The 24740-nt window shown below is 44.0% G+C and carries 23 protein-coding genes; 18 read left to right on the forward strand and 5 right to left on the reverse strand.

Annotation, left to right across the window (positions count from 1 at the left end; all coding sequences use genetic code 11):
- Window positions 1–10 precede the first annotated feature (10 nt).
- Complete coding sequence (locus KAI36_RS08140; protein WP_103744411.1) at window positions 11–1375, forward strand: transcriptional regulator; 1365 nt, start codon at window positions 11–13, stop codon at window positions 1373–1375.
- A 475-nt stretch (window positions 1376–1850) separates the two neighbouring features.
- Here KAI36_RS08140 and KAI36_RS08145 read toward each other — a convergent pair whose 3' ends face one another.
- A complete protein-coding gene (locus tag KAI36_RS08145) occupies window positions 1851–2054 on the reverse strand; it encodes a hypothetical protein (protein WP_103744410.1) in 204 nt (67 codons plus the stop codon).
- Between the two features lie 922 nt (window positions 2055–2976).
- Here KAI36_RS08145 and KAI36_RS08150 point away from each other — a divergent pair.
- The 3 genes from KAI36_RS08150 to KAI36_RS08160 all read left to right on the forward strand — a co-directional run bounded on the left by KAI36_RS08150 (window position 2977) and on the right by KAI36_RS08160 (window position 5273).
- Window positions 2977–4140 (forward strand): WXG100 family type VII secretion target, encoded by a 1164-nt coding sequence (locus tag KAI36_RS08150; protein ID WP_103744409.1) that lies wholly within the window; start codon window positions 2977–2979, stop codon window positions 4138–4140.
- 13 nt (window positions 4141–4153) lie between these two features.
- Window positions 4154–4405 (forward strand): hypothetical protein, encoded by a 252-nt coding sequence (locus KAI36_RS08155; RefSeq protein WP_025723989.1) that lies wholly within the window; start codon window positions 4154–4156, stop codon window positions 4403–4405.
- Between the two features lie 565 nt (window positions 4406–4970).
- Window positions 4971–5273 (forward strand): YunC family protein, encoded by a 303-nt coding sequence (locus KAI36_RS08160; RefSeq protein WP_023987881.1) that lies wholly within the window; start codon window positions 4971–4973, stop codon window positions 5271–5273.
- 151 nt (window positions 5274–5424) lie between these two features.
- Here the strand turns inward: KAI36_RS08160 and mtnA are convergent, their stop codons facing one another.
- Both mtnA and mtnK read right to left on the reverse strand, forming a co-directional pair.
- Window positions 5425–6534 carry an S-methyl-5-thioribose-1-phosphate isomerase gene (gene mtnA / locus KAI36_RS08165; protein ID WP_103744408.1) on the reverse strand — a complete coding sequence of 370 codons (1110 nt, stop codon included), beginning with the start codon at window positions 6532–6534 and terminating at the stop codon, window positions 5425–5427.
- 5 nt (window positions 6535–6539) lie between these two features.
- Window positions 6540–7763 carry an S-methyl-5-thioribose kinase gene (gene mtnK / locus KAI36_RS08170; protein WP_025719240.1) on the reverse strand — a complete coding sequence of 408 codons (1224 nt, stop codon included), beginning with the start codon at window positions 7761–7763 and terminating at the stop codon, window positions 6540–6542.
- Between the two features lie 312 nt (window positions 7764–8075).
- Between mtnK and KAI36_RS08175 the strand changes: the two genes are divergently transcribed.
- The 7 genes from KAI36_RS08175 to KAI36_RS08205 all read left to right on the forward strand — a co-directional run bounded on the left by KAI36_RS08175 (window position 8076) and on the right by KAI36_RS08205 (window position 14762).
- Entirely contained in the window at window positions 8076–8546 is a 471-nt protein-coding gene (locus KAI36_RS08175) for a Dps family protein (protein ID WP_013309551.1), read from the forward strand.
- 445 nt (window positions 8547–8991) lie between these two features.
- Entirely contained in the window at window positions 8992–9774 is a 783-nt protein-coding gene (gene sufC / locus KAI36_RS08180) for a Fe-S cluster assembly ATPase SufC (RefSeq protein WP_013309552.1), read from the forward strand.
- 23 nt (window positions 9775–9797) lie between these two features.
- Window positions 9798–11102 carry a Fe-S cluster assembly protein SufD gene (sufD, locus tag KAI36_RS08185; protein ID WP_025719242.1) on the forward strand — a complete coding sequence of 435 codons (1305 nt, stop codon included), beginning with the start codon at window positions 9798–9800 and terminating at the stop codon, window positions 11100–11102.
- Entirely contained in the window at window positions 11099–12322 is a 1224-nt protein-coding gene (locus KAI36_RS08190) for a cysteine desulfurase (protein ID WP_103744406.1), read from the forward strand. The genes sufD and KAI36_RS08190 overlap by 4 nt, the downstream gene beginning before the upstream one ends.
- Window positions 12312–12734, forward strand: a complete 423-nt coding sequence (sufU, locus tag KAI36_RS08195; RefSeq protein ID WP_013309555.1) for a Fe-S cluster assembly sulfur transfer protein SufU — start codon at window positions 12312–12314, stop codon at window positions 12732–12734. The genes KAI36_RS08190 and sufU overlap by 11 nt, the downstream gene beginning before the upstream one ends.
- A 30-nt stretch (window positions 12735–12764) precedes the next feature.
- Window positions 12765–14162: a Fe-S cluster assembly protein SufB gene (gene sufB / locus KAI36_RS08200; protein WP_025719247.1), complete on the forward strand. Its 1398-nt coding sequence runs from the start codon at window positions 12765–12767 to the stop codon at window positions 14160–14162.
- A gap of 237 nt (window positions 14163–14399) precedes the next feature.
- On the forward strand, window positions 14400–14762 hold the full coding sequence (locus tag KAI36_RS08205) for a YmaF family protein (protein ID WP_025722545.1): 363 nt from the start codon (window positions 14400–14402) through the stop codon (window positions 14760–14762).
- A gap of 213 nt (window positions 14763–14975) precedes the next feature.
- On the opposite strand, the gene KAI36_RS08210 is transcribed toward KAI36_RS08205, so the two are convergent.
- On the reverse strand, window positions 14976–16040 hold the full coding sequence (locus KAI36_RS08210) for an HD-GYP domain-containing protein (protein WP_023987887.1): 1065 nt from the start codon (window positions 16038–16040) through the stop codon (window positions 14976–14978).
- A 319-nt stretch (window positions 16041–16359) separates the two neighbouring features.
- On the opposite strand from KAI36_RS08210, the gene KAI36_RS08215 reads away from it, so the two are divergent.
- The 7 genes from KAI36_RS08215 to KAI36_RS08245 all read left to right on the forward strand — a co-directional run bounded on the left by KAI36_RS08215 (window position 16360) and on the right by KAI36_RS08245 (window position 23154).
- On the forward strand, window positions 16360–17814 hold the full coding sequence (locus KAI36_RS08215) for a bifunctional metallophosphatase/5'-nucleotidase (RefSeq protein ID WP_103744405.1): 1455 nt from the start codon (window positions 16360–16362) through the stop codon (window positions 17812–17814).
- Window positions 17768–18928, forward strand: a complete 1161-nt coding sequence (locus KAI36_RS08220; RefSeq protein ID WP_025722542.1) for an HD-GYP domain-containing protein — start codon at window positions 17768–17770, stop codon at window positions 18926–18928. Before KAI36_RS08215 ends, KAI36_RS08220 begins: the two co-directional genes overlap by 47 nt.
- 97 nt (window positions 18929–19025) lie before the next feature.
- Window positions 19026–20156 (forward strand): radical SAM/CxCxxxxC motif protein YfkAB, encoded by a 1131-nt coding sequence (gene yfkAB, locus KAI36_RS08225; RefSeq protein ID WP_023987890.1) that lies wholly within the window; start codon window positions 19026–19028, stop codon window positions 20154–20156.
- 108 nt (window positions 20157–20264) lie between these two features.
- Window positions 20265–21614: a hemolysin family protein gene (locus KAI36_RS08230; RefSeq protein ID WP_023987891.1), complete on the forward strand. Its 1350-nt coding sequence runs from the start codon at window positions 20265–20267 to the stop codon at window positions 21612–21614.
- A gap of 240 nt (window positions 21615–21854) precedes the next feature.
- Window positions 21855–22079, forward strand: coding sequence for a spore coat associated protein CotJA (locus tag KAI36_RS08235; protein ID WP_025722540.1), 225 nt, complete (start codon window positions 21855–21857; stop codon window positions 22077–22079).
- Between the two features lies 1 nt (window position 22080).
- A complete protein-coding gene (locus KAI36_RS27185; RefSeq protein ID WP_258043242.1) occupies window positions 22081–22551 on the forward strand; it encodes a spore coat protein CotJB in 471 nt (156 codons plus the stop codon).
- A gap of 33 nt (window positions 22552–22584) precedes the next feature.
- Complete coding sequence (locus KAI36_RS08245; protein ID WP_013309567.1) at window positions 22585–23154, forward strand: manganese catalase family protein; 570 nt, start codon at window positions 22585–22587, stop codon at window positions 23152–23154.
- Window positions 23155–23404: 250 nt separating this feature from the next.
- On the opposite strand, the gene KAI36_RS08250 is transcribed toward KAI36_RS08245, so the two are convergent.
- The gene (locus KAI36_RS08250; RefSeq protein WP_103744404.1) at window positions 23405–24475 is read right to left on the reverse strand and encodes a glycosyltransferase family 2 protein; all 1071 of its coding nucleotides are present in this window, start codon (window positions 24473–24475) and stop codon (window positions 23405–23407) included.
- Window positions 24476–24740: the final 265 nt, after the last annotated feature.

Here is a 24740-nt window from a genome sequence, read left to right on the forward strand (position 1 = left end):
TGGTTTATAGATGAAAATTACACCCACGATTAGAGCAGAATTGGAACAATATCTAAAACAAGAAGGCTTAAACCTATCGCAATTTGGACAAATTACAGGGATGAATAGGGGAATAATAAGTAGCATAGTGTCAGGAAACAAATCTATGTCTGTTAATCAGCTTGACCTAATGACTGAGGGCATGGGTTTACCAGAAGGTCACTTTTATGATTTATTTATAGAAAACTACATCATCGACACACCTCCAAATATGAGGCGAATCAAGCCATTTTTATATCGTTGTGTAGAGCTGGATAAGTTTGATTCAATTCGTCGAGTGGTGGGAGCCATCATGGATAATCTTCTCTATTCGCCAAAGTTATTCGAAATTGCGGAAAGCTTATATGAACAAGGACGACACGATGCTGCGTTGCTTCTCTATGAGGGTGTAGCTGAATCTGAAAAGTATCAGCATTCTGAACGCTTAGCCGTCTGTCAATATCGCATATTCAAGATTCAGATTAGAGACGATCAGGAAAGAAATTTACAAGCAGCACTCCAATTTGAGTCATTTGTCAAACGACTCGACGCTATAGACCAGTTAGATGCCCTCGTAGATTTGGCTAATGTATACCGATCATTGCGCAAATGGGAACGGGTTGAGGAAGTTGCTAAGGACTTAAGGACTTTAGGTAAAGCGCAATATTCTATAGCACACTCTCTAAAAAGAGAACAACATAAGAAGCCTTTACGACCGTTATTTTTTTATATAACATTCAGTAATTCACTTATTGGAGGCGCTAACTATGAGCAAGGAAACTATGAGTTAGCACTGCAAGCAGCCTATGAATCTGCTGATTTGGAATGGGTGAAAGAGACTGATAAAGAAACAAAACACTGGAAAAACTTATTTCAGGAGTGGGGTGAGGCTAATGTGTGCCTGACCAAGCTGATGGCTGGCAATAGAGAGGTACTTCCTGCATATGCTGATCTTATCACAAGGACGAAAGATGAGATTCTTCCGGGTCTATGGAACATTATGATCGCAGCCAATCGTTATAGCATAGACGTTGATGATATTCTGAATCGATTAGAGTGTGAAGTTTCAAACATACATGATTATCACGGAGGAATACAAACTAATGACCAGCAAAATATTAATAATCAGCTTGTTGGCATATTGAGTGAATTGGCTGAATATTGTTTATCCAGAGGCCAGTACGAAAAGGGAGTTCGGTACTTATTAGATGGTATGAGGAAATCCATTATAATTAATAATGAACGCTCAATCCTTCGTTACATGATAATTGTCGAACGGTATCAGAAATTTGTCTTAGCTGAAGCCAAGACGGAGTATCATAATTTAGAAAGCTATGCACGACGACTTTCTTATTAGTATTAGTCATAAGTACACAAACAATGAGTAGTCAATTTACAACTATACCAACGGCAACTCCAAGTGTTGGTTTCAAGTTTAGGGCTGGCAGATTGGAAGTTTAGTGATCAGATTACTTTATACTATGATCCAATTGGTGGGGCTTGAACTGAAATTTGAATGAAAAAGCTTTGAAATAATGCAGTCATAAAATGGGTCTTATTACGAACCCAACAGGAATCATTCCTAATACGAACCAATGGGAAACAAGGGAGAATATTAAATCATAATTAAAGGTTAGACGAGACTGTCCGTCTATCCTTTTTTTGTATGTTAAGGAATGAATAGGGCGATAAAGATGTGAGGAATTGAAAATATTTATCTAGGGTTACCTCTCTAAGTTGCAGAAAAACAGCGGTACCGATAATGACAAAATTTAGACACTGGTTGGCACCGCTACGTATTAGGATCTAAAGTGAGTTAGATTTTGGACTGTTTATCTACCATAACTAAATGTGAAGCCTTGGCTAATTGCTTTTCTCATTTGACCATTAACTCCTACATTGTAACCGAAAACACCTAGAGAAACCCCACCAGACTCTGTTTCTATAGTATCAACCACAGCAGTTCCAGTAATTTGAACCCTTTGGGTAGGGAATTTACCAGTTATAGAAATGGTATTAGCATGTGTATTTTCCAAACTCCAAGATCCACCACTAACAGGTGTCCAATATGTTTCTGAAATATTCGAAATCTCACCCAATGAACCACTACTTATACTGACATTACCGAATATAATTTAGCAGTTACAGACCAACCTTATAGTCTTGATATACAGTACATGTTTCGTAGCCGTTTGTTGTAGTTTAATCGTATTACTTACTTTCAACTCGCCTACAATGTAAATCACATTCCCTGAACCTTTTTTCAATAAACTCCATAAAATAGAATTTGTTAACGATCTCATTATAGTACTATCTGAAATAATTATAAAAAATAATAAAAATAATATGTTATTGTAAATAATTGACTGGAGGTGTGCTGGATGGATATAGGTGAATTAGTACAGTATTTAAATCGGATGAGTTCTAGCATAAGTGAAATAGGGGATAAAACTAGTTCAGGTTTACAGGACATTGAAACCAGATTGAGCAACTTAAATAGCACTCTTACTATCACAAATGTTTTGCTCATCGTTCTAATTATTGTTATTGCCATAAATACATTTCTAAAATGGAAAAATTCAAAGAATTAATTATCAGCTCATTAAATATGTTCATACATGAATGCCCCTATACATGCCAGAAAGTTGAGGCGATCTGGTTAGGGGCATATTCTTATGGATCGAGTATTGAAGCTACTAGTACATGAAAAAGAATGCGAGCCTAAAACACAATTCAGTATTTTCTCAAGAAATTAGCACAACCAAGCAACAACTACATAATTATAAAAACTTCTGACACTCATTCCTAAGTTGCAGGATATGGTTGTCGTTACAACTATAAGGCCTTTAGACATAGGCAGAAAGATTAACTCTTCACATAACAATTAGGAATTAAGATGGTTTTCCATAAATTTGAATAGTGTTATTATGTCATAACGAACTCAAACAGAGGTATATTATGACAACAATTAAAGTGACACCTGAGCAGCTTATGACTGCCTCCAAGCAGTTTGAGTTAGCCCAGCAAACGGCAACTCAAATGAATAGTAATTTAGTACAACAAATTTCATCTATGGGGCAATTGTGGGAAGGACTGACTAAAGAGCACTTTTACTATTCCTTCCAAACCTCTCAGAAGAATATGAATGACTTTGTTACCTTGACGGATTCTATTGCTAGGGAATTACGTCACCATGCAGATAAATTCAGATTAGCAGATCTGATGGAAGCAGGTAACATTGACGCAAGTTGTTTACCACCTCCACCGAATTCATGTGCTGTTCCTGCTCCAGATACACGGAATGCGTTCCAAAAATCAGTAGATAGCTTAACTGAACTAGGTCAGGATTTTGTAGACGCTAACTCAGTACGCTATGAGAAAAAGTTTGATTCAGTCTGGAGCTTTCTAGATTATATGTCATATGGTATTCCAAAAGGAATGTATCAAGGGTACATGGTACGGGCAGCTAAACAAAACGATTCATGGAATGACATGCTCAATTTCGGTACATTTGGAGTAACAGGTATGATTCAAGGGGCATTTAATCCAAACAATGCCTGGTCAAAGGAACACTGGGCTAATATGATCGGTACAGCTGGATTATTTGGAGGAGTTAGTTCAGTAATCAAGCCTAAAATTGGTTTGAAATCATCTATTAAGTATGAGATTCCGAAGAATAATACGAATTCGAAATTGCGTAATTCAATAGAATCTGAACCTAAAACAGAAGTACAAACAGGTGGAAGAAACGATCTTTCAATTGATGAATATTTTCGTAGAGAAGCTGAAGCAGATGAGATGTATGATCAAATCAGAGCGTCTGATAGTGATGTAAGAGCAATAGCTGAAAATTCTGGAATGAAGGAAAGTAGAGTTCAAAGAATCAAAGAACACGTTTTCATAAATGAACATATAAAGTCGAGTGGTTATGGCAGATTTCATTCTGATTACGAAATAGCTCAAGCATGGGATAGATTACAAAAAGGATTACAAACAGAAAAAGATATGGATTTGCTTAATCATGAATTGTTTGAATCCAGATTTGAGGGTATATTTAAAACAAACTATGAGACTGCTCATAAAGCTGCGGTAAGGTCGGGTCGTCCATGGGAAATAGAATAGAGGAGATTTTATAATGGGAGCATTTGTTTTACTTTTTAAAGAGCATGAGGATGAGAATGTAGTTATTTATAGATATGGCCCAAGTGAACACATTATGGGGAAAATTCAATTGAACAAAGAGACTAAGCTATTCTCTGAAATTGAACCTTTACCAGATCCGAGTCATTCAAATAAATTTTATTTTGATAGGGCTGCACAGCGGATGGCACGTTGCTTCGTTAAAGAAGGTGGTATATTTCCCGAAAAGTTGACATTTGAATCATAAAGTAGCTTCAATAATACGAACCGAGCTTGCTCCTTTAACAATAAAATAGGAGTGAGCTTTTTTCATTTTTCATAGTAATTTATCTGATAAAGAAGATAATTTGCATGCACCTAAGATTTAGAGGTGGGTTTAAACAGGAGAGTCTTCAATCAGGCTACTTACTTAGTGATATGGTTAAAGTATACGGAAGGTACGTGAATGTTATGAAGTATGATACATACTCAAAGTTACGGGAAGAACAAAATAGTCTAATGAGATTATTAGAGGGGAGGGGTTTTATGAATCGGAGATTTTTATCATGGCTTTGATAAGAGTTTTTTTAATTGGAGCTACATTTTTCCTTATCGGGGGGATTGGTGCTTTACTTCACAAGGCGCTATGAATTAATAAAGTGCTTCTTGGATTGTCAACACTAAATTGTACTGATTTTTGCCAAAGTTAAGAGGCCCCTCCAGCTGTAGTTATTCACCAGGATATTTTGAGTGTATCCACGAGTGTCCACACTTACCCGCAAATGCTGCATAAAATATCCCGGGTGAACAAAGAGGAGGTGCATGTGAGAACAATGATACACATGGAATCCGTGCAAGTGGGTGAGCATACATTTATCGGAGTCGAGGTCAAACTGCCTAAAACAACGCTGTTAACTATCTCTAACTCCCGTGGTTACATCATGTGTGGTGCACTGGATGTTGGACTGCTCAATGAGCGGCTGGCGGATCGGAAAATTCTTGCAGCACGAGCTGTGGGGGTAAAAACGCTGAAAGAATTGTTGGAAGCGCCGATGGAATCGGTGACGACAGAAGCGGAGCAACTGGGGATTAAGCCAGGTATGCCAGGATACGAAGCACTTTTGAAACTGGTGTAATGAAGCCTATGTGCATATGTTGCATAAAAGTAGAGGAACAAGAACGAAAAAAAACCGGACTTTTTGGCTCCGGTTTTTTTCTGTGAAAAGTTTTATTCTATCGAGTAGAATCATTTGAATTATATACGAACTATATGACCTGCAAGAACAATTATTCGGCAAACAAATGGGTCAGGTTCTCGCTAAAGGGTGCTTGTACAATTCCTTTTTCGGTAATGATGGCGGTAATGTACTCATGAGGTGTAACATCGAAAGCTGGGTTGTAGACTTTGATGCCCTGCGGGGCGGTCCTTTTACCAAAGCTTTCGGTAACTTCCTCAGCAGAACGCTCTTCAATCGGAATATCTGCGCCTGTTGCGGTCTGCAAATCAATGGTAGATAGTGGCGAAGCGACATAAAAAGGAATACCATGCGCCTTCGCTAGCACAGCTAGGCTATAGGTGCCGATTTTGTTGGCCACATCTCCATTAGCAGCGACTCTATCTGTGCCGACAATAACGGCCTGTACCCATCCTTTGGACATCACCATGCCCGCCATATTGTCACAGAGCAGGGTGACATCAATGCCTGCCTGCTGAAGCTCGAAAGCGGTCAGGCGCGCCCCCTGCAGCACGGGGCGGGTTTCGTCGGCAAATACTTTGAGGTGGATGCCGTTCTCCTGCGCAAGGTACATCGGCGCGAGCGCTGTTCCGTATTTCGCTGTCGCCAATCCGCCTGCATTGCAGTGAGTAAGTACGCCCATCCCGTCCTCGAACAGAGGTAAAGCATGGATACCGATCTGGCGACATACTTCCTCATCCTCTGCCTGAATGGCTGTGGCTTCACGCTCCAGCCCGGCATTCCAGTCTTCGACCTGACCTCCGCTAGCTTCAACGATGAGTTCCCCAGCCCGCTTCTTCATGCGGTCCAGGGCCCAGAACAGGTTCACTGCCGTCGGGCGTGAAGTAGCCAAATGTCCGCATACGGCGTGTACATGCTCCAGCCACCCAGCAGCGTCGGTGCCGTCGTACGCGGTAGCTCCTAGCACAACGCCGTAGGCCGCAGCCATCCCGATAGCGGGCGCACCGCGTACCTTCATGGCATGTATGCCATCCCATACTTCCTCGGACGTGAATAAATCCAGCATGACAATCGTTTCGGGCAGCAGACGCTGATCCAGCATGGACAAATAGTTGCCTTTCCACACCAGCGAAGATAGAGCCTGACTGGACACTGCAGCTTTTCCAGAGGTTACGGGCGCCGATTCTTTCTTTTCACTCATATTCATTAAGCTCCTTTAGTTTGGGCAGCTGTTGCTGTCCGAACAATGTCTCCCAGTTCCCGAATCGAATGAAGCTCGCGATTGCGAAGAACCAAGGATTTACCGATAGATAACGCCAGACGTTCCGCAGCTTCCTTGATAGCAGGATCGGCAATGGTGTCGATATCTGCCACATGCGACAGGCTGATGATACGGCGAATCACTTTGCACCCTGCAAAACCAATCGTATCTTGCAGTACTTTCTGGAGATACAAGTCCTGATATCCCGCTGTACGTGCCATATGATCGGTGACATGCTCGTCCCACAGTTTGCGGAACCTATGCTCAAACTGCTCCCATACCTGAATGGCGGTCTCCAGAACCCAGTCACGCCTTTCCTTTAGAGCCTTCTCGCCAGAGGTCCATCCGGGTTGTGCTGCGTAGTTCAGCAGCAGATTGGCGATCACCGCTCCGATATCAAAGCCCATGGGTCCGTAGTAGGCAAATTCAGGGTCAATGACCTTAGTCGATTCGGTCGTTACGAAAATGCTGCCAGTATGAAGGTCACCGTGCAGAAGCGCTTCGGTTCGTGTCAAAAACTTTTCTCGCAGCAAAGCCACTTCCAGGTGAAGCACTTGATCTGTACGTAGTGCCTCTGCTTCGTCTTCGATGTACGCACCATAGTTGTTATTATCTGAGAACCGATACGGTTCATCCAGAATCAGATCCTCAGTTATTTTGCAGAGATCCGGGTTGATAAAGCGTTTAACCAGGTCTTTTTTATCCTGCTGATTCATGCCCAAATCTGAGGTAAAGAAGAGCGTGCGTGCCAGAAACTCCCCAATATGATTAGCGAAATATGGATAGGTGTTTCCTTCTATTAGTCCCTTGCGCATGATGGTGTGTGAGCTAAGATCCTCCATCACGGTCAACGCAAGCTCATCGTCATACGCCAGTACCGCAGGAACCAATTCGGGGCAAATGTGGTGTTCCTGCTGAAGTGCCTCACGTTCAATACGGGCACGATCCAGTGAAAGCGGCCAGGATTCACCCACAATTTTTACATAGGGAAGTGCCTGCTTGGCAATGATACTCTTGTTAGATTCAGAATCCGTAATATGAAAAACCAGATTTAAGTTACCATCACCGATTTCTTGGCATTCCAAACGGGCTTCCTGACTAAAAAATCCGGGGATGTTCTTCACGAATTCGATTGCTTCTTCAGTCGTTAAAGGATGATATTGGGACAACGAAGTCACCTCCATAAAATGTGCGCATGTAAATAGTTTGAAAATATCACAATATTAAACCAAGTATTTTGATAGGATAGAGAAAGTATAACGAAAATCATTGAAGTTTTGTACATTTTTTTTATGGGGATTGAAAGAGGAAGAAAGGAGTACCCTTTTTTTGTTTCGTCTCCGTATAGAGAGGGTAAATATGAAACAGACGTCCGGCAGGTGATATTAGGATGCCCGCTGGCGTCTTACCGTCAGCAATGACGGTGATGGATACGTAAACGTTCCTGAAAATCAATTTGATGAAAAAGGAAGGGATTTATGATGGCTAAAACAACAAGTAACTCGAAAAATACGCAAACCAAATCGGTGGAGGAACTTTTAAACCGTCAAGTCGCTAACCTCAATGTGTTATATGTAAAAATTCATAACTATCACTGGTATGTGAAAGGCTCCAGTTTCTACACACTCCATGTTAAATTTGAAGAGTTATACAATGAAGTGACATTGAAAATGGATGAGATCGCCGAGCGTTTGCTCGCGTTGAAAGGTTCTCCTTCCGCAACGTTGAAGGAATACCTGGAGCTGTCGTCTATTCAGGAAGCAACCGGCAACGAAGATGCTCCTAAGATGGTACAAACCTTGATCGAGGATTTTGCAACTGTATGCGAGGAGTTTCAGGAAGGTATCGAACTGGCGGAAAGCAATTCCGACCAGCCAACTGCAGATTTGCTGATTGGTTATAAAGCGGATCTGGAGAAACATATGTGGATGCTTCGCTCTTATTTGGGCTAATTGGCAGAATTTCGCTCCATCACTTAATGCCTAGTTCGGTGAATTTAATTCCACTCCATAGTGATGGGGTTACGCTCTGAAATAAACTCTCTACATGTAAAACGCTACTGACGTCATGCTGTCAGTAGCGTTTTTATGGCTGAAAAGAGATCATGCATCTCATGTTTATTGTATAAATTTATAATTATATGAACAACCACAGGATGAATTTTGCCATTTGTGTGCCCGGTAGGGTGAACATTTTATGAAGAAAGTTGGATAACGTGTGTCTGTTGGTTGCACCCTTAAAGATATTTATTATAAAATAACTTGAGAATCATTGAGAATCAGTTTAGAATGATTATAAATAAATTTTTAAATATTACTTGAAATCAGGGGGCTCCCCTGTTTAAATATACTTTCTGATTTCGACACCACACTACATTTTTTGGAGGGTATTGCGAATATGGCTACAAACTTTAAGATTGAAGGTCTCAAAGCGACCATTGAAGGCAAGGAAATTTTGAAAGGTATTAACCTCGAAATGAAGGGCGGAGAAATCCATGCCATCATGGGTCCTAACGGTACGGGTAAAAGTACACTCGCGTCTGCTTTGATGGGTCATCCTAAATATGAAGTCACAGATGGCAAAGTAACTTTGGATGGAGAAGACGTGCTGGATATGGAAGTGGATGAGCGTGCACGTGCAGGATTGTTCTTGGCGATGCAGTATCCGAGTGAAATTGCAGGGGTAACGAACTCCGACTTTTTGCGTAGTGCGATTAACGCGCGCCGTGAAGAAGGACAAGAAATCTCCCTGATTAAGTTTATCCGTCAAATGGAAAGCAAAATGAAAGAGCTTGAAATGAACCCTGAGTTTGCTCACCGTTACCTGAACGAAGGCTTCTCTGGTGGTGAGAAAAAACGGAATGAAATTTTGCAAATGATGATGATTGATCCGAAAATTGTCATTCTTGATGAAATCGACTCCGGTCTGGATATCGATGCTTTGAGAATCGTGGCTAGCGGTGTCAACGCTATGCGTTCCGAAGAGCGTGGTTTCCTTATCATTACTCACTATCAACGTCTGTTAAACTACGTTAAACCAGATTATGTACATGTGATGATGCAAGGACGTATCGTTAAATCTGGTGGTCCTGAGCTTGCTGAGCGTCTGGAAGCGGACGGTTACGACTGGATCAAGGAAGAGCTGGGTATCGTTGATGAAACTGTAGGACAAGAGGCGTAAGCCGGAAGCGAGGAGGAAAACTAATGACTACACAAACAATCCTTCCGGTAGATTCCGAGCAACTGCGTGTTCTGTCCGAACGTAACGGCGAACCATCTTGGTTGGCCGAAGACAGACAAAAAGCACTTGAGCTTGCAGGCAAACTGGAGCTTCCGGTATTTGAAAAAACAAAAATCGAACGTTGGAAATTAAACGATTACGGTCAACATAAACAGAGTGAGGTCATTGCATCGGTAGGGCAGGTTCCTGCAGCCATTGCTGATCTGGTCAAAGAGCAACAGGAGGGCGGTCTGATTATTCAGCGCAACTCCGGCGCGGTATATGTGAAACTGAGCGAGGAATTGGCGGCGCAAGGCGTCATTTTCACGGATTTGCAAACAGCGGTTAAAGAGCATGCTGACTTGGTTAAAGCTCATCTGAACACAGTTATTAAGGCTGAAGAAAATTCATTATCTGCATTGCACGCAGCACTCTGGAACGGTGGAGTATTTGCTTATGTGCCTAAAAATGTAGAGCTGAACGTTCCGCTTCAAGCTGTATTCCTGACGGACGATGCGACTGCAACGTTTGCACCGCATGTGCTGCTCATTGTCGAAAGCCACAGTTCCGTGACGTACGTAGATAACTATGTATCTGCGGATTTGGCGGCACCTGTTCTTCATAACGGTGCGGTAGAAGTTGTTGCAAATGCAGGAGCTAAAGTACGTTATGCGACAGTCCATCAGTTTGGAGAGCAAGTAACGGATATTTCGATTCGTCGTGCCACGTTGGGAAATGACGCAGCTATCGAATGGATTGTGGGCGAAATGAACAACGGTAATACAGCAAGCAATACCATGTCCGTGCTCAAAGGCAATGGCTCCAATTCGGATGCCAAGATCATTGCTGTTGGTTCTGGCTCACAAAAGCTGAACTATACGACACAAGCACAGCATTTTGGTAAAAATTCCGCTAGTCAGATGATTACGCGCGCAGTAATGCGTGAAGAAGCGTCTTCCATCATTAACGGAATTACAAAAATTGAAAAAGGTGCTACCAAAGCAGACGGTCAGCAAACAGAACGTGTTCTGATGCTCAGCCCGAAAGCGCGTGGTGACGCTAACCCGATCCTGCTGATTGATGAAGATGATGTAACGGCAGGTCACGCAGCATCGGTTGGTCAGGTTAACCGTGAACAAGTGTATTACTTGATGTCCCGCGGGATTAGTCGTGCAGAAGCTGAACGTCTGATTATTTATGGCTTCTTGGCACCTGTCGTATCTGAAATTCCGCTCGAAGGACTTCAACATCAGCTGCAAAGCCTTGTTGAAAGGAAGTTAGGCCAATGAATACTGCATTGATCCGTGAACAGTTCCCGATTTTACATCAGGAGATTAACGGTCATCCGCTGGTTTATTTGGATAATGCGGCCACTTCGCAAAAACCGCTGGCGGTCATCGAGGCGATCAAGCACTACTACGAATATGATAATTCAAATGTTCACCGTGGGGTGCATACCTTGGGTAGTCGCGCAACGGATGCTTATGAAGGTGCGCGGGAGAAGGTAGCCCGCTTTCTGAATGCAAAGCGCAGTCAGGAAATTATTTTTACAAGAGGAACAACAACGGCGCTGAATCTGGTCGCTTCTTCCTATGGCAGGGCTAATTGCCAGGCAGGTGATGAAATTGTCATCACACAAATGGAGCATCACAGTAATCTGATTCCGTGGCAACAGGTAGCCAAAGCCACAGGCGCGACTTTGAAATATATTCCACTTCAAGAGGATGGTAGCGTTGATCTTGCTGATGTGGAGAATACCGTTACAGAAAATACGAAAATTGTAGCGATTGCGCATGTCTCCAATGTGCTTGGTGTTGTGAACCCTGTCAAAGAGATTGCAGCTATTGCGCATCGCAACGGCGCAGTCATCGTTATAGACGGTGCACAAAGCACACCACATATGAAAGTAGACGTGCAAGACATCGATGCTGACTTTTATGCCTTTTCGGGTCACAAAATGTGTGCTCCTACTGGGATCGGAGCACTGTATGGCAAGAAGGCGCTGCTGGAAAATATGGAGCCCATTGAGTTCGGCGGTGAAATGATCGACGATGTGGGATTGTATGAATCCACATGGAAGGAGCTTCCTTGGAAATTCGAAGGTGGAACCCCGATTATAGCCGGAGCCGTTGGCTTGGGAGCTGCCATTGATTTTCTGGAAAGCATCGGACTGGACGCCATTGCACAGCATGAAAGCCGTCTGGTCGACTATGCTCTCAAACGTCTCCGTGAAGTGGAGGGGTTGACGATTTACGGACCAGCAGAACGTCATGTCGGACTTGTAACATTCAACCTGGATGATGTGCATCCGCATGATGTAGCTACCGTATTGGATAGCAAAGGGGTGGCTGTACGTGCAGGCCATCATTGCTGCCAGCCATTGATGCGCTGGTTGAAAGCCAGTGCGACTGCACGTGCCAGCTTTTACCTCTATAACACGGAAGAGGAAGTCGACGCTTTGGTCAGCGCCTTAATCCAAACAAAGGAGTATTTTGGCGATGCAACTTGATGACTTGTACCGACGCGTGATTATGGATCATTATAAAAATCCGCGCAATCGCGGACGTTTTGAGGACGATGCCGTTACGGTGGATTTGAATAATCCTACGTGTGGTGACCGGATTTCTCTTCAACTCAAAACGAAAGACGGCGTGGTCGAAGATGCCCGTTTTACTGGCGAAGGCTGCTCGATAAGTATGTCCTCAGCTTCGATGATGACAGAAGCGGTTAAAGGAAAAACGATTGATCAGGCACTGGATATGGCGAGCCGCTTCTCTTCTTTAATGAAGGGAGAAGCCGTCGAATTCGATGATTATGAAGAATTGGAAGCTTTGTCAGGCGTAAATAAGTTCCCGGCCCGCATCAAATGTGCGACACTGGCTTGGAACGCGCTGCGCAAAGGGATTGATGAAGATAAATAATTTAAATAGAACAGAGGAGGTTTGAGAAACATGGCCAAGAAAGCACCGGAAATGGAAGAGTATAAATATGGCTTTCGTGACGAGCACAAGTCCATTTTCCAAACAGGTAAGGGTCTCACTCCGGAAATTGTAAAGGAAATCTCCAAAATTAAGGATGAGCCAGAATGGATGCTGGAGTTCCGTCTGAAAGCACTGAAACAGTTTGAAAAAATGCCAATGCCAAACTGGGGCGGAGATCTGGATGAACTGGATTTCAACGATATCCAGTACTATGTAAGACCTTCCGAGAAACAAGGGAAGACATGGGAAGAAGTTCCGACGGAAATTAAAGAAACCTTTGATAAACTGGGTATTCCTGAGGCGGAGCAAAAGTTTTTGGCTGGTGTATCCGCACAGTATGAATCCGAGGTTGTCTACCACAGTATGCAAAAGGAACTGGAAGATCAGGGCGTTATTTTCATGGATACCGATACGGCGTTGCGTGAGCATCCTGAGATTCTGAAAGAGTATTTTGCAACAGTTATACCTCCTGCGGACAATAAGTTTGCTGCACTGAACAGTGCGGTATGGTCAGGCGGTAGCTTCATCTATGTACCAAAAGGTGTGAAATGTGAAGTTCCATTGCAGGCTTACTTCCGTATTAACTCGGAAAACATGGGTCAATTTGAGCGTACGCTCATTATTGCCGACGAAGACAGCTTTGTGCATTATGTAGAAGGTTGCACGGCTCCAATTTACAGCACGAACTCGCTGCATAGTGCTGTGGTCGAAATTATTTGTAAGAAGAACGCACGCGTTCGTTATACAACGATCCAGAACTGGGCACCAAACATCTATAACCTGGTAACCAAACGTGCGGTTGCAGAAGAAAACGCAACGATGGAATGGGTAGATGGTAACATCGGTTCCAAGTTGACGATGAAGTATCCAGCCGTTGTATTGAAAGGCCGTGGAGCGAAAGGGATGGTCCTGTCCATCGCTGTTGCAGGCAAAGGCCAGCATCAGGATGCTGGTGCGAAAATGATCCACTTGGCACCAGATACCACATCCACAATTGTATCCAAGTCGATCAGTAAGCACGGCGGTAAAGTAACGTATCGCGGATTAGCTTCATTCGGTCGTCAGGCTCAAGGTGCAAAATCGAATATCAAGTGTGATACGCTGATTTTGGATAATCAATCAACTTCAGATACTATTCCTTATAATGAAATCATGAATGACGACATTACGCTTGAGCACGAAGCAACGGTTTCCAAGGTATCGGAAGATCAGCTGTTCTATCTGATGAGCCGTGGTTTGACTGAAGCAGAGGCAACGCAAATGATCGTTATGGGCTTTATTGAGCCGTTCACCAAGGAGCTGCCGATGGAATATGCGGTAGAAATGAACCGTTTGATCAAGTTCGAAATGGAAGGCAGTATTGGTTAAAACGCAGTAATCCTTGGTGTGACAAGGTTTTTGATAGAAGGCGAACTTTTTAAGTTCGTCTTCTTCTATTTTTTCCGTAATGTCTAAAAAGACTTCGGCAGTTTTCTGAAACCGCTTTTATAAGGGGAGATGGAATTAAAAAAATTATTGTTAGGACTGCGGATAATTGCCTAGCACTTAACTATGTTTGCTTAATAGGATATTGTAAAGCCACAAAACATAGGAGGCAGGCAACGGATGCAGAAGAATAAACCTACAGTAAAGAAGAAAACAATCTCTTCTAAACAGACACAGAGGCATGTACATGAATTTGAAGGTAGTACCAAACTGGCTGAAGAAGGCGCAGACCGACATAATCACCGCTTTGCAGGTGTTACTGGGCAAGCGATTCGAGTTGGAAGAAGTCATGTCCATGAAATTGATCTTTCAAAAACTGATTTCGTGAACCATTTTCATAATCTGAGAAGGATTAGAACAGGACCCGCTATTCCAGTCGGAAATGGCAAGCACGTACATTTTGTTACAGGCCAAACCACATTAAATGATGGTCATGTACACCAGTTCAATTTCGCAACATTGATTCAGGAACCTCTTATTTAATAAACAAATGTAGCAAATAATATAGTAGTAGAAACGCGTTTTTATTGTTTTTGATCGTTGTAAATTGTGACTAGGTTAATGTCCGTAACATAAAAAGAGGCTGTCCTTCGTAGAAGAACCTACGAATCAAGGACAGTCTCTTTTTATTCGCGTAGCCTGGGCTTCGGCAAAACATTTCGTTCCACCGAAGTAACGCCGGGAGGCAGTAGCGGATCAGGATTCCAAATAAATTTCATCAATGGATACATGGCGTTCCCTAGACAAATCTACATATTCATCATCGTTAATTCTCACTAAGGGTCTGAAGTAATCAGCAGGATTGTTCAGAATAATCGTTCCTGTCTGCCCTGTAGTCAGCAGAACCTGCTTATTAATGAAATTAGGAAGCATATGTCTGATGAACACTTGGGTAGCTTCTGGGTTTAGATGTCCAAAACTCATGCTGTGTAGCTCGCGTAATACGGCGAGTAGCTCCTGCTTCGTCTGGTACACACGATTGGAAATCATCGCGCTATACACGTCTGCAATAGCTGTTATGCTGGCAAAAGGATGAATTTCTTCCTTGAACAGTCCATGGGGATATCCACTTCCATCTTCACGCTCGTGATGCTGCAAGGCAACAATTGCAGAAATCTCATCGCTGGTTGAATTGCGAATAATATCATAGCCATATAGCGAATGTTTTTTCATCTCATGGAATTCTTCGGGTGTCAGTTTATCCGGTTTGTTCAAAATTTCATCCGGTATCATGGATTTGCCTATATCGTGTAAATATCCGGCTTTACCAGCGGCATAAGCTTCTTCTTCTGTATATCCAAGCCATGTGGCAATGTAATATGACAGTACACCTACTTGGAGAGAATGATTATAGGTATAGTGATCTCCCCGCTCCATAATTAACAGCAGAGATACGACATCTTTTTGACGAGCCAGCTCTGAAACGAGAGGGCCGAACAGTTCATCAACTCGATATTCATCAAATTTTCCAGTTGAGGAAGCTTCGAGAAACATGCTTTCAAAGCCACTGATCGTCTGCTCCATGAGGGGAACGGCGCGTTTGAGGGATTCAGGGGAAGCTGGAACATCGGGGGCAAAGTCAACCGGAATGCTCGCAGAACCGGCATCAATGTCGATATAATCGACACCATGCATAATGAGTTTGGAAATGTCGTCATGCTGAAGCTCGGTGCCCTGAATCATGACAGGTACACCGTGCCCGTTGTATGTATCGGATTTGAGGCGATCTCCCGGCTTGGCATCGGTAACGTGAACTCTCATGTGCTAACCTCCTTATTGTCGTAAATTTGTCGAAAATATGAAACAACCCTAATATATCAAGAATTATATGGGATGACAACGACTAAATTACTATTATTCCAAGCTGTAAAATAGGTCCCAGGAACCCGTTTCCTATCAGATACCTACAGTAGATAACGTCAATGCTTTTCACTATGTTTATGATGTGAGATTGTTCAGAGAGTACAGCGAAGCTTAAGGACTATGTCCACTCATATGTACCATATTGCTAAATAACATGGTATGCTTAAACATTAGAAGCTCCAAAGTCGATATATATAAAGTATAGAGGAGGGCGGTTATGGAGATGACGACTCGGCAAACGTTGACCATTTTGCATACCAATGATATCCATAGTCATTTTGGCAGTATGCCTTCGATAGCCGCGATGATCGATGAACGAAGAGCCGCATCACGGGATGCGCTGCTTGTGCTCGACATAGGAGACCACATGGACCGGATGGCCCCCGAAACGGAAGGAACGCTCGGTGGGGCAAATGTGGATGTGATTAATCTAACAGGATACGATGCAATTACGATCGGTAACAATGAGGGACTGACTTTTACCCCGGATATGATTGAACAGGCATATGCGGGGATTCATTGTCCGGTCGTATGCGGCAATATGACAGAGCGTGCTACGGGGATGAGCCCTTCGTGGATGAAGGAATCCCTTATCGTAGACAAAGCTGGAATCAAGGTCGGTTTACTCGGTGTGACGGCTCCTTTTGTAGAGTTTTATCAATTGCTGGGCTGGGATGTGCTCAATCCGTTTGAGGTGCTGGGGAAGCAGATCGCGGCACTGAGAAAGCAGGTTGATGTTTTGGTCGTGATGTCACACCTGGGTCTACCTTCCGATCAAAAATTAGCGTCGCAGTTTCCTGAAATTGACGTTATCCTTGGAGGTCACACCCATCATGTGCTGGAGGAACCGCTTTGGATCGGAAAAACAGCTTTATGTGGGGCGGGTAAGTTCGGAACGCTGCTGGGTGAAGTGACACTAAGTCGTAACAATAGCCTCGAACCGTTTCGAGTCACGTCAGGCGGCGTAGTTCCTGTAGATCAGACACTACTGGACGAAAAAGTGGCATCGGCCATTGTGGTGCATCGCAGACAAGCAGAGCGTGCCATGGAGAGCACCATTGCGGTGACGGATCGGAAACTGGAGATCGCATATGATCAGGAATCCCCTTTTGGGAATATGCTGGCACAAGCGGTGTCCCATTTTACAGGAACAGAAATTGCCCTCGTCAATGCGGGACAACTGCTCGGCCCATTACCTCAAGGGGATATCAGCAAAGGAATACTACATTCCTTATGCCCTTCGCCGATTAATGCCTGTGTTATGAAGTTGCGGGGAAGAGATATTCGGTTGGCGCTGGAGCAGTCCTTGCTGCCTGAATTTACAGACAAGCCCATGACGGGCTTTGGCTTCAGAGGCAAAGTGCTTGGCACGATGTGTGTGGAAGGCTTGGCCATTCAGTATGACCCTGGCCGTGCTCCTTATGAAAAAGTGACGGACATTCGTGTAGCGGGTCAACCTTTGGAAGAGCATGAGGAATACACAGTGGGCACGTTGGATATGTTCACTTTCAAAGCAGGTTATGAAGTGCTTGCGAACGGAACAGATCTCCGATTTATGCTTCCAGAATTTTTACGGGATTTGATTGAAATGGAGTTGAAGCGTCCGGGCGCGATGGAAGAATGTTTTGCAGCTAGGTGGCTTCAGGTATCAAAACAATCGGGAGAGGATTAAGCTGCGACTGGTACCTGTTACATTATTGAGAGCCGGCATGAAGCTGGGCAAAAAAATATACAATGAAAACGGAATGGTGCTGCTCTCGGAAGGTGTTGAGCTTACTTCGCGATTGATTGAACGTCTAGGCCAAGTCGGTATTGGATATGTATACATTGAGGATGCTGTGACAGAAGATATCGTCATTCCTGAGATGATCCATGAACAGACAAGGGCCGCGGCGCTACAGGAAATCAAAAAGCAGTTTCAAGGGTTGTCATCCTACTCCGTAGATCATAAGCACAAATATTTTGGCAAGTCATTTTATAAGGTGATGGAATCCATTCTGGACGATATTGGAGGCCGTCAGGACACCATCATTATGTTGATGGATATCGGGGCCGCGGATCAGGATTTGTATCATCATTCTTTGAACGTATGTTTATATTCACTAGTACTTGGAATATCCAATGGCTACGATAATAACCAGCTCATGGAGCTGGGGATAGGTTCACTACTGCACGATATCGGTAAAATGAAAATTTCACCTCAAGTACTCTATAAGCCGGGTAAATTGACGGATGAGGAATATGAGCATATGAAAACACACACGGTGATCGGCTACAAGCTGCTCAAAGACGAACCTGGAATTCCCTTGTTGTCGGCTCATTGTGCATTACAGCATCATGAGCGTATCGACGGCAGCGGATACCCACATGGTTGGAAAAAGGACCAGATCCACGAATATGCGAAATGGATCGGTCTGGCGGACTCGTACGACGCAATGACAGCAAGTCGGATATACAAACAGGCTTTGTTGCCTTATGAAGCGATGGAAGTGCTGTACGCCGGGGCAGGAACGTTATATGAGCAGCGAATGCTGGAAGCCTTTCGTGATTGTGTAGCTATTTACCCCCTGGGACTCTCTGTGGTGCTCAACACGGGGGAAGAGGGGGTCGTGGTGCGTATACATCCCAAAATCCCGCAAAGACCCGTCATTCGCATTGTAAGGGACCGGGATGGGCAGGAAGTGAAGGCACCTTATGATGTCGATTTGTCCGTATCCCTCTCGGTTATGATTACAAACACATTGGGCGCTACTGCTGCCCCTTTCGGAGGAGTACACGTAGATTAGCAGATGATGTGGAAGAAAGCATGCAGGCACTTTACACATCATGATATGATAATTATACGTCTTTTGAGGTTAATAACAGAAATAAGGTGAAAACATAATGACAGTTCTACAAAATAACACGCTACCCCAAATATCGCCAACCTATGATCCGTGGGACCCGATTGTCTCACTGCGTACACATGGTCGTCATTTGCTAACGAGTGTGGAAATGACCGTAACGCATCTATGTAATATGCGCTGTGAGCATTGCGCTGTTGGCGACATGCTGGTTATGAAGGAGGCCCCTTTCCTGCCGTTAGACCTAATGCTGAAGCGTCTGGATGAAGTCGAGCATCTGGAGACCATCAGTATTACAGGCGGGGAACCTGCTTTACTCGATAAAACAGTGGATGAAGTGATCGTTCCACTGCTGAAATATGCCAAAGAGCGCGGTATTCGCTCGCAAATCAACTCCAATCTGACATTAGATATTCGCAGATATGAGAAGATGCTTCCTTATCTGGATGTGATGCATATTTCGTTTAACTACTTGAATGCGGACGATTTTTATGAAGTGGGTTTTGCAAATACCGGCCGACCGACTCCACGTGCGGGCGCTGTTCGCCTGTATGAAAAAATGATGGAAAATGCCCGCAGATTGAGTGAAATGGGAATGTTCATTTCAGCTGAATCCATGATTAATTATCGGACACACACGAAGCTGGAGGGCATTCATCAGTTAATCAATGAAATGGGATGCCGACGGCATGAAGTTCATCCAATGTATGCGTCGAATTTTGCCTCTGCTTTGCCTGTGCTTTCACTCGACGATATGCGAAACTCTATCCATAAGCTGCTGGATGTACGTAATCAGGACATGTGGATGTTGTTTGGCACATTACCGTTCTTTGCTTGTTCGGATCGGGAAGAAGACCGCAAACTGCTTCGCCGCTTGCGTCAGGAACCGAATATTACGGTGCGTAATGATCCGGACGGAAGAAACCGTGTGAATGTGAATATGTTCACGGGTAGCGTGTATGTGACGGATTTTGCAGACATTCCGGCTTTCGGAAACATTCAGGAAGACAGTCTGGACGATATTTTTGGTGAATGGCTGAATGAGCATCCGCTGAATCAGACTGTGAATTGTCATTGTGATGCCGCTGCCTGTTGTGGACCGAACCTGCTCGTGGCGGATATGTACTACAAAGGAATAGATTTTAAATCAAGAAAAGCATTACAATTATGAGTATTTTTGCATGATTCTAATTAGCAGCTTCCAATCAATAAAATTTGGATTGAATTGCTTGCAAACCAAAAGATGCAAAATGCAAACTATAGAAATGGGGAGTTCGTATTGGATGGTCATACCGAGTTTCATTGGGGATTGCTAGCTGTGAATCTCCTCTTGGTACTGCTGCTTGTCTTTCTAAATGGTGTATTTGTGGCCGCAGAATTTTCGTTGGTCAAAATGCGCCAATCCCGATTGACGCAGCTCCAAAGCGAGGGTCATCGCCTGGCAGGCTATGCGCTGAAGGTGAACCAAAAGTTGGATGCTTATCTGTCCGCCACCCAATTGGGCATTACGCTGGCTTCATTGGGCCTAGGTTGGATTGGAGAGCCAGCAATATCCGGCTACCTGATAGAGCCACTCATGCACAAACTCGGTGTAACTGACGGTACACTGATTACAACGGTATCCGTTATCGTCGGATTTTGCGTAATTACCTTTTTGCATATCGTATTGGGGGAACTGGCGCCAAAGTCCTTAGCGATTCAGAAGACCGAAGGTGTGGCGTTGTTTTTATCGGCGCCTTTGCTGCTTTTTTATAAGGTCTTTCTGCCTGTGATCTGGGTATTGAATGCTGCGGCAAACTTACTGTTGCGTGCATTCGGCATTCAGCCGGCGAGTGAAGCCGAAGCGGCTCATTCGGAGGAAGAGATTCGTATATTGATGAATCAGAGCGCCAAAAGCGGTGTGATTGATAAAGACGAAATTAAGCTAATGGATAATATTTTTGATTTTTCTGACTTGCTTGCCCGCGAAATTATGCTGCCGCGTACAGATATGGATTGTTTGTACACGAATTTGTCGTTTAAGGAAAATCTCAAGATTATCAGCGAGACCAAGCATTCCCGCTACCCGGTAGCGGTTGAGGATAAAGACCAGATTATCGGTTTTGTCCATATTACGGATCTTCTGCTAGCTGAGCAGGGAGAGCAACTGGATCTGGCTTCGGTGGTACGTCCTATTTTGAATGTGCCGGAGTCCATGGAAGTGAGTCACGTGCTACGCCTTATGCAGAAAAAACATTCCCAAATGACTCTCGTGGTAGATGAGTACGGCGGAACGGCCGGGCTGCTGACAGCGGAGGAAATTTTGGAGGAAATCGTCGGGGATCTCTATGATGAATTTGAGGATGAACGCCCGAGCGTGGAAATGAAGGAGAACTTCATCTCTGTGGACGGCCGTATGCTCATTGAGGATGTCAATGATTTGACTGGAGTGAATATTGAAGACGACGAGGTGGATTCCATCGGGGGATGGCTGTTCAAGGAATTGGAAGGCATTCCGGTGAAAGGGAAGAAAATTGAGTTTTATAATCTTACCTTTGAGGTGGAGGAAGCGACAAGGCTTCGCATAATGAGAGTGAAGATTCACCGCAAGCCTGAGCCTGTGATTGAAGATGAGCTTTCTACCGATTGATTCCTGATCCACAGAGATAGGTAAGATCAGTTGAGGTATGTAAGTTATTATAGAGTGCTGAAGAAAGAGCTTTTAAATCCACGTACCGTGGTTTTAAAGGCTCTTTTTTGATTAGAAACAGTTCTATAGTTATTTTCTTTGAACAATTATTTTTATCTGTGATTTTTTGTTCGAGACTTGGGCGATGCGGCATATGTTGAATAGTAAAGCAGATGGATCAATCAAAGGAGGTCCCGGCCCGTGAAATTTCCACAGCAAGGTGAGTATGCCCCGTTTGTCGGCCCGTTCGATCCGTGTCCACCCGTCCTGTGCAAGACTTATGTGCTTCCGCCAAACTTATTTGTACAATTTCAGCCCCCTGGTCTACCGCAATTCAGTCCAGATGAGGCGCTGACGAAGGGAACGCTATGGCCTTTGCTTTACAGCCCTTATGAGCCTATGAGAAATCAGGGGGGAGGCGAGTAGAATGGAGAATCCAAATCAGGGTCAGTCCCCAAACCCATTCCAACAGCAAAATCAGCATGAGAGTGGGGATTCACAGCAGAATCAATATCAAAGCCCCTATTCAAATCCGTATCCGTATCAGTATCAGAACCAGAATCAGAACCAGTACCACCAGAGCCAAACACAGGATTACAGTCAGCCCAGAAACCCGGCCCAAGGCTATACGCCCCAGACTAAGCCGGGTGATGCACAGTTTTATGCGCTGTTGGAGAAGCTTCAGGCGGTAGATTTTGTATTGGTGGAACTGAATTTGTATCTCAATACACACCCGGATGATTTACAGGCTATCGAACAGTTCAATAAGCTGACGCAGGAAAGAACGGCGATTGCTAACGAGTACCAGATCTTATATGGGCCTTTACAAAATTTTGGCCGTGCCTATTCCAAGTATCCTTGGGAATGGAACCAAACTCCTTGGCCGTGGCAGGTCTAGGTAGGTACAACCTTTTATAAAGGAGGAACATGAATGTGGGTATATGAGAAAAAACTGCAATATCCCGTACGTGTCAGCAAATGTGATCCTCATATGGCCAAACTGCTTATGGAGCAGTATGGTGGAGCGGATGGCGAGCTGGCGGCGGCTTTGCGGTATCTGAATCAGCGGTATACGATTCCGGATAAGGTTATCGGCGTACTTAATGATATAGGTACGGAAGAATTTGCGCACCTCGAAATGATTGCGACTATGATTTACAAGCTGACCAAGGATGCGAGTGTAGAGCAAATGAAGGCAGCCGGGCTGGGGGAATATTATGCGGCGCATGATCATGCGCTGTATTACCAGAGCGCAGGCGGAGTTCCTTTTACAGCGACCTATTTTCAAGCCAAGGGTGATCCAATTGCGGATTTGTATGAGGATATTGCGGCAGAAGAAAAGGCGAGAGCTACATATCAGTGGCTGATTGATTTAACAGATGATGTGGATTTGCAGGATAGTCTGAAGTTTCTGCGTGAACGCGAAATAATCCATTCGCTCCGTTTCCATGAGTCTGTGGAAATTTTGAAGGGGGAAAGAGACCGGAAGAAAGTGTTCTGAGAAAATGATACACAAGGTCTCTTGGTGAGCTTAAGCTTGCAGGAGACTTTTTTCTTTTGAAGTAATCTAAGCTATGAAATGGTCGTTCCCAAGGAGTAGCAATGGGCATTTTGTATATAAGAGGGGGCAAAAATAAAAGCCCCCAAAAATTGCAGGCTGTCAGCCCGGGTATCGTGCCGAGCACATATCGGCATGATGACTAAAAGGCCGACTACATTAAACGACCTTCCCCGGCGCGTCTTTCTCATCCCTATTGCTTCAGTTGTGCAAAATATTGCTCGTTATATAACACGCTTGGATGGGTAGGATGGTGCAACTTTGCTATGCGATGATGCGATTTTGCCTTTTCGATGTCACCGATTCGGTCGTAACACAGGCATAATTGCAAGTGTGGAAACCAGGTATAGTACGACGAATTGGTTAAGGCCATCACATCTTGTGGAGGCTCTATCAGCGTCGCCTGGCGAAACCAGTAAATGGCTAGAGTGTACCGTTTGTCTTCAATCAACAAATTGCCAAAGACACAGCAGAACTGGGCGCGTGGTACATCAAGGTTAAGTGTGCGAAGCAGAGCCATACGCTGTTCCTGTTTTTGACCCTGGTGAGCGTAGCAATCCGCTAGCTTAAAGCAAGCAGCAATCCGATCTTCAATCCATCCGAGATCTAGACCCAGATAGTGTTTGTACTGCTGGATGGCTTCTAGTATGCGGCCGTTATCATAAAGTTCATTAGCGAAGTAGTAGTGATCTCGTTCAGAAAATGCGGTGCCTTGCTCCCGATGCTTGAGATAGATATGCAAATTACGATCAGTGTAAGCACGTGTCTTTTTATGAGTCACTGCCATATTACTGTGAAAGGTACTGCCTGTCACATTCAGGAATTCGTGAACAAATCCGATCCATCTGAATTTACGATCACGTCGCACCATTCGGTTTCTTTTGAGCTTATGCAGCGGCTGCCCCTGTTCATCTACAGATAGCACATAATCCATCGTAATGCTGTCATACGAGACGGTGGCTTGTTTTTTCCAGTCGAGAAATGCCAGTCGGTCTTGCTCTTCTAAGATGTCGTCGGCATCCAGCCAAAATTGATATTCCTGTGTTGCCTGATCAAACGCATAATTGCGGGCTGCGGAAAAATCATCACACCATTCAAAAGGGTATATCCGAGCGTTGAACGATGCAGCTACCTCTTGGGTACTGTCGGTAGAGCCAGTATCAACGATAATGATTTCATCTACCAGGTCATGGACTGATTTCAGACAGGTATGAAGTGCTTCTTCTTCATTTTTGACAATCATACATAAGCTGACAGTTACCATGCTCTTTGTCCCTCCCAAAAAACTTGATATAATCTCCATTTTATGTAGGATAGCTTGCTCATTATGTAGTAATTCCGATGGAGCATTTAGAGGATGTGTAATGATCATAAATTCAAACTGGCTCTAATAAATTAGAAAATCAAAGTCTGATATGAAGGGGGAGGAGATTGTGCGAAATTCGATTTATCAAGTGCGACCGGGAAATAAATTTGATGGCTAAATGTAGTTGGAAAACAGGTGGAAAACAGAAAAAAGGCAGTTAACT

Origin of the sequence: Paenibacillus sp. S02 (assembly GCF_019454065.1) — a bacterium.
GTDB lineage: Bacteria > Bacillota > Bacilli > Paenibacillales > Paenibacillaceae > Paenibacillus > Paenibacillus polymyxa_B.

Excerpts from the sequence above, each read along its gene's own strand:
- KAI36_RS08140 (WP_103744411.1), top strand. The coding sequence starts at position 11 with ATGAAAATTACACCCACGATTAGAGCAGAATTGGAACAATATCTAAAA.
- KAI36_RS08150 (WP_103744409.1), top strand. The coding sequence starts at position 2,977 with ATGACAACAATTAAAGTGACACCTGAGCAGCTTATGACTGCCTCCAAG.
- KAI36_RS08155 (WP_025723989.1), top strand. The coding sequence starts at position 4,154 with ATGGGAGCATTTGTTTTACTTTTTAAAGAGCATGAGGATGAGAATGTA.
- KAI36_RS08160 (WP_023987881.1), top strand. The coding sequence starts at position 4,971 with ATGATACACATGGAATCCGTGCAAGTGGGTGAGCATACATTTATCGGA.
- mtnA (WP_103744408.1), bottom strand. The coding sequence starts at position 6,534 with ATGAGTGAAAAGAAAGAATCGGCGCCCGTAACCTCTGGAAAAGCTGCA.
- KAI36_RS08175 (WP_013309551.1), top strand. The coding sequence starts at position 8,076 with ATGGCTAAAACAACAAGTAACTCGAAAAATACGCAAACCAAATCGGTG.
- sufC (WP_013309552.1), top strand. The coding sequence starts at position 8,992 with ATGGCTACAAACTTTAAGATTGAAGGTCTCAAAGCGACCATTGAAGGC.
- sufD (WP_025719242.1), top strand. The coding sequence starts at position 9,798 with ATGACTACACAAACAATCCTTCCGGTAGATTCCGAGCAACTGCGTGTT.
- KAI36_RS08190 (WP_103744406.1), top strand. The coding sequence starts at position 11,099 with ATGAATACTGCATTGATCCGTGAACAGTTCCCGATTTTACATCAGGAG.
- sufU (WP_013309555.1), top strand. The coding sequence starts at position 12,312 with ATGCAACTTGATGACTTGTACCGACGCGTGATTATGGATCATTATAAA.
- sufB (WP_025719247.1), top strand. The coding sequence starts at position 12,765 with ATGGCCAAGAAAGCACCGGAAATGGAAGAGTATAAATATGGCTTTCGT.
- KAI36_RS08205 (WP_025722545.1), top strand. The coding sequence starts at position 14,400 with ATGCAGAAGAATAAACCTACAGTAAAGAAGAAAACAATCTCTTCTAAA.
- KAI36_RS08210 (WP_023987887.1), bottom strand. The coding sequence starts at position 16,040 with ATGAGAGTTCACGTTACCGATGCCAAGCCGGGAGATCGCCTCAAATCC.
- KAI36_RS08215 (WP_103744405.1), top strand. The coding sequence starts at position 16,360 with ATGGAGATGACGACTCGGCAAACGTTGACCATTTTGCATACCAATGAT.
- yfkAB (WP_023987890.1), top strand. The coding sequence starts at position 19,026 with ATGACAGTTCTACAAAATAACACGCTACCCCAAATATCGCCAACCTAT.
- KAI36_RS27185 (WP_258043242.1), top strand. The coding sequence starts at position 22,081 with ATGGAGAATCCAAATCAGGGTCAGTCCCCAAACCCATTCCAACAGCAA.
- KAI36_RS08245 (WP_013309567.1), top strand. The coding sequence starts at position 22,585 with ATGTGGGTATATGAGAAAAAACTGCAATATCCCGTACGTGTCAGCAAA.
- KAI36_RS08250 (WP_103744404.1), bottom strand. The coding sequence starts at position 24,475 with ATGGTAACTGTCAGCTTATGTATGATTGTCAAAAATGAAGAAGAAGCA.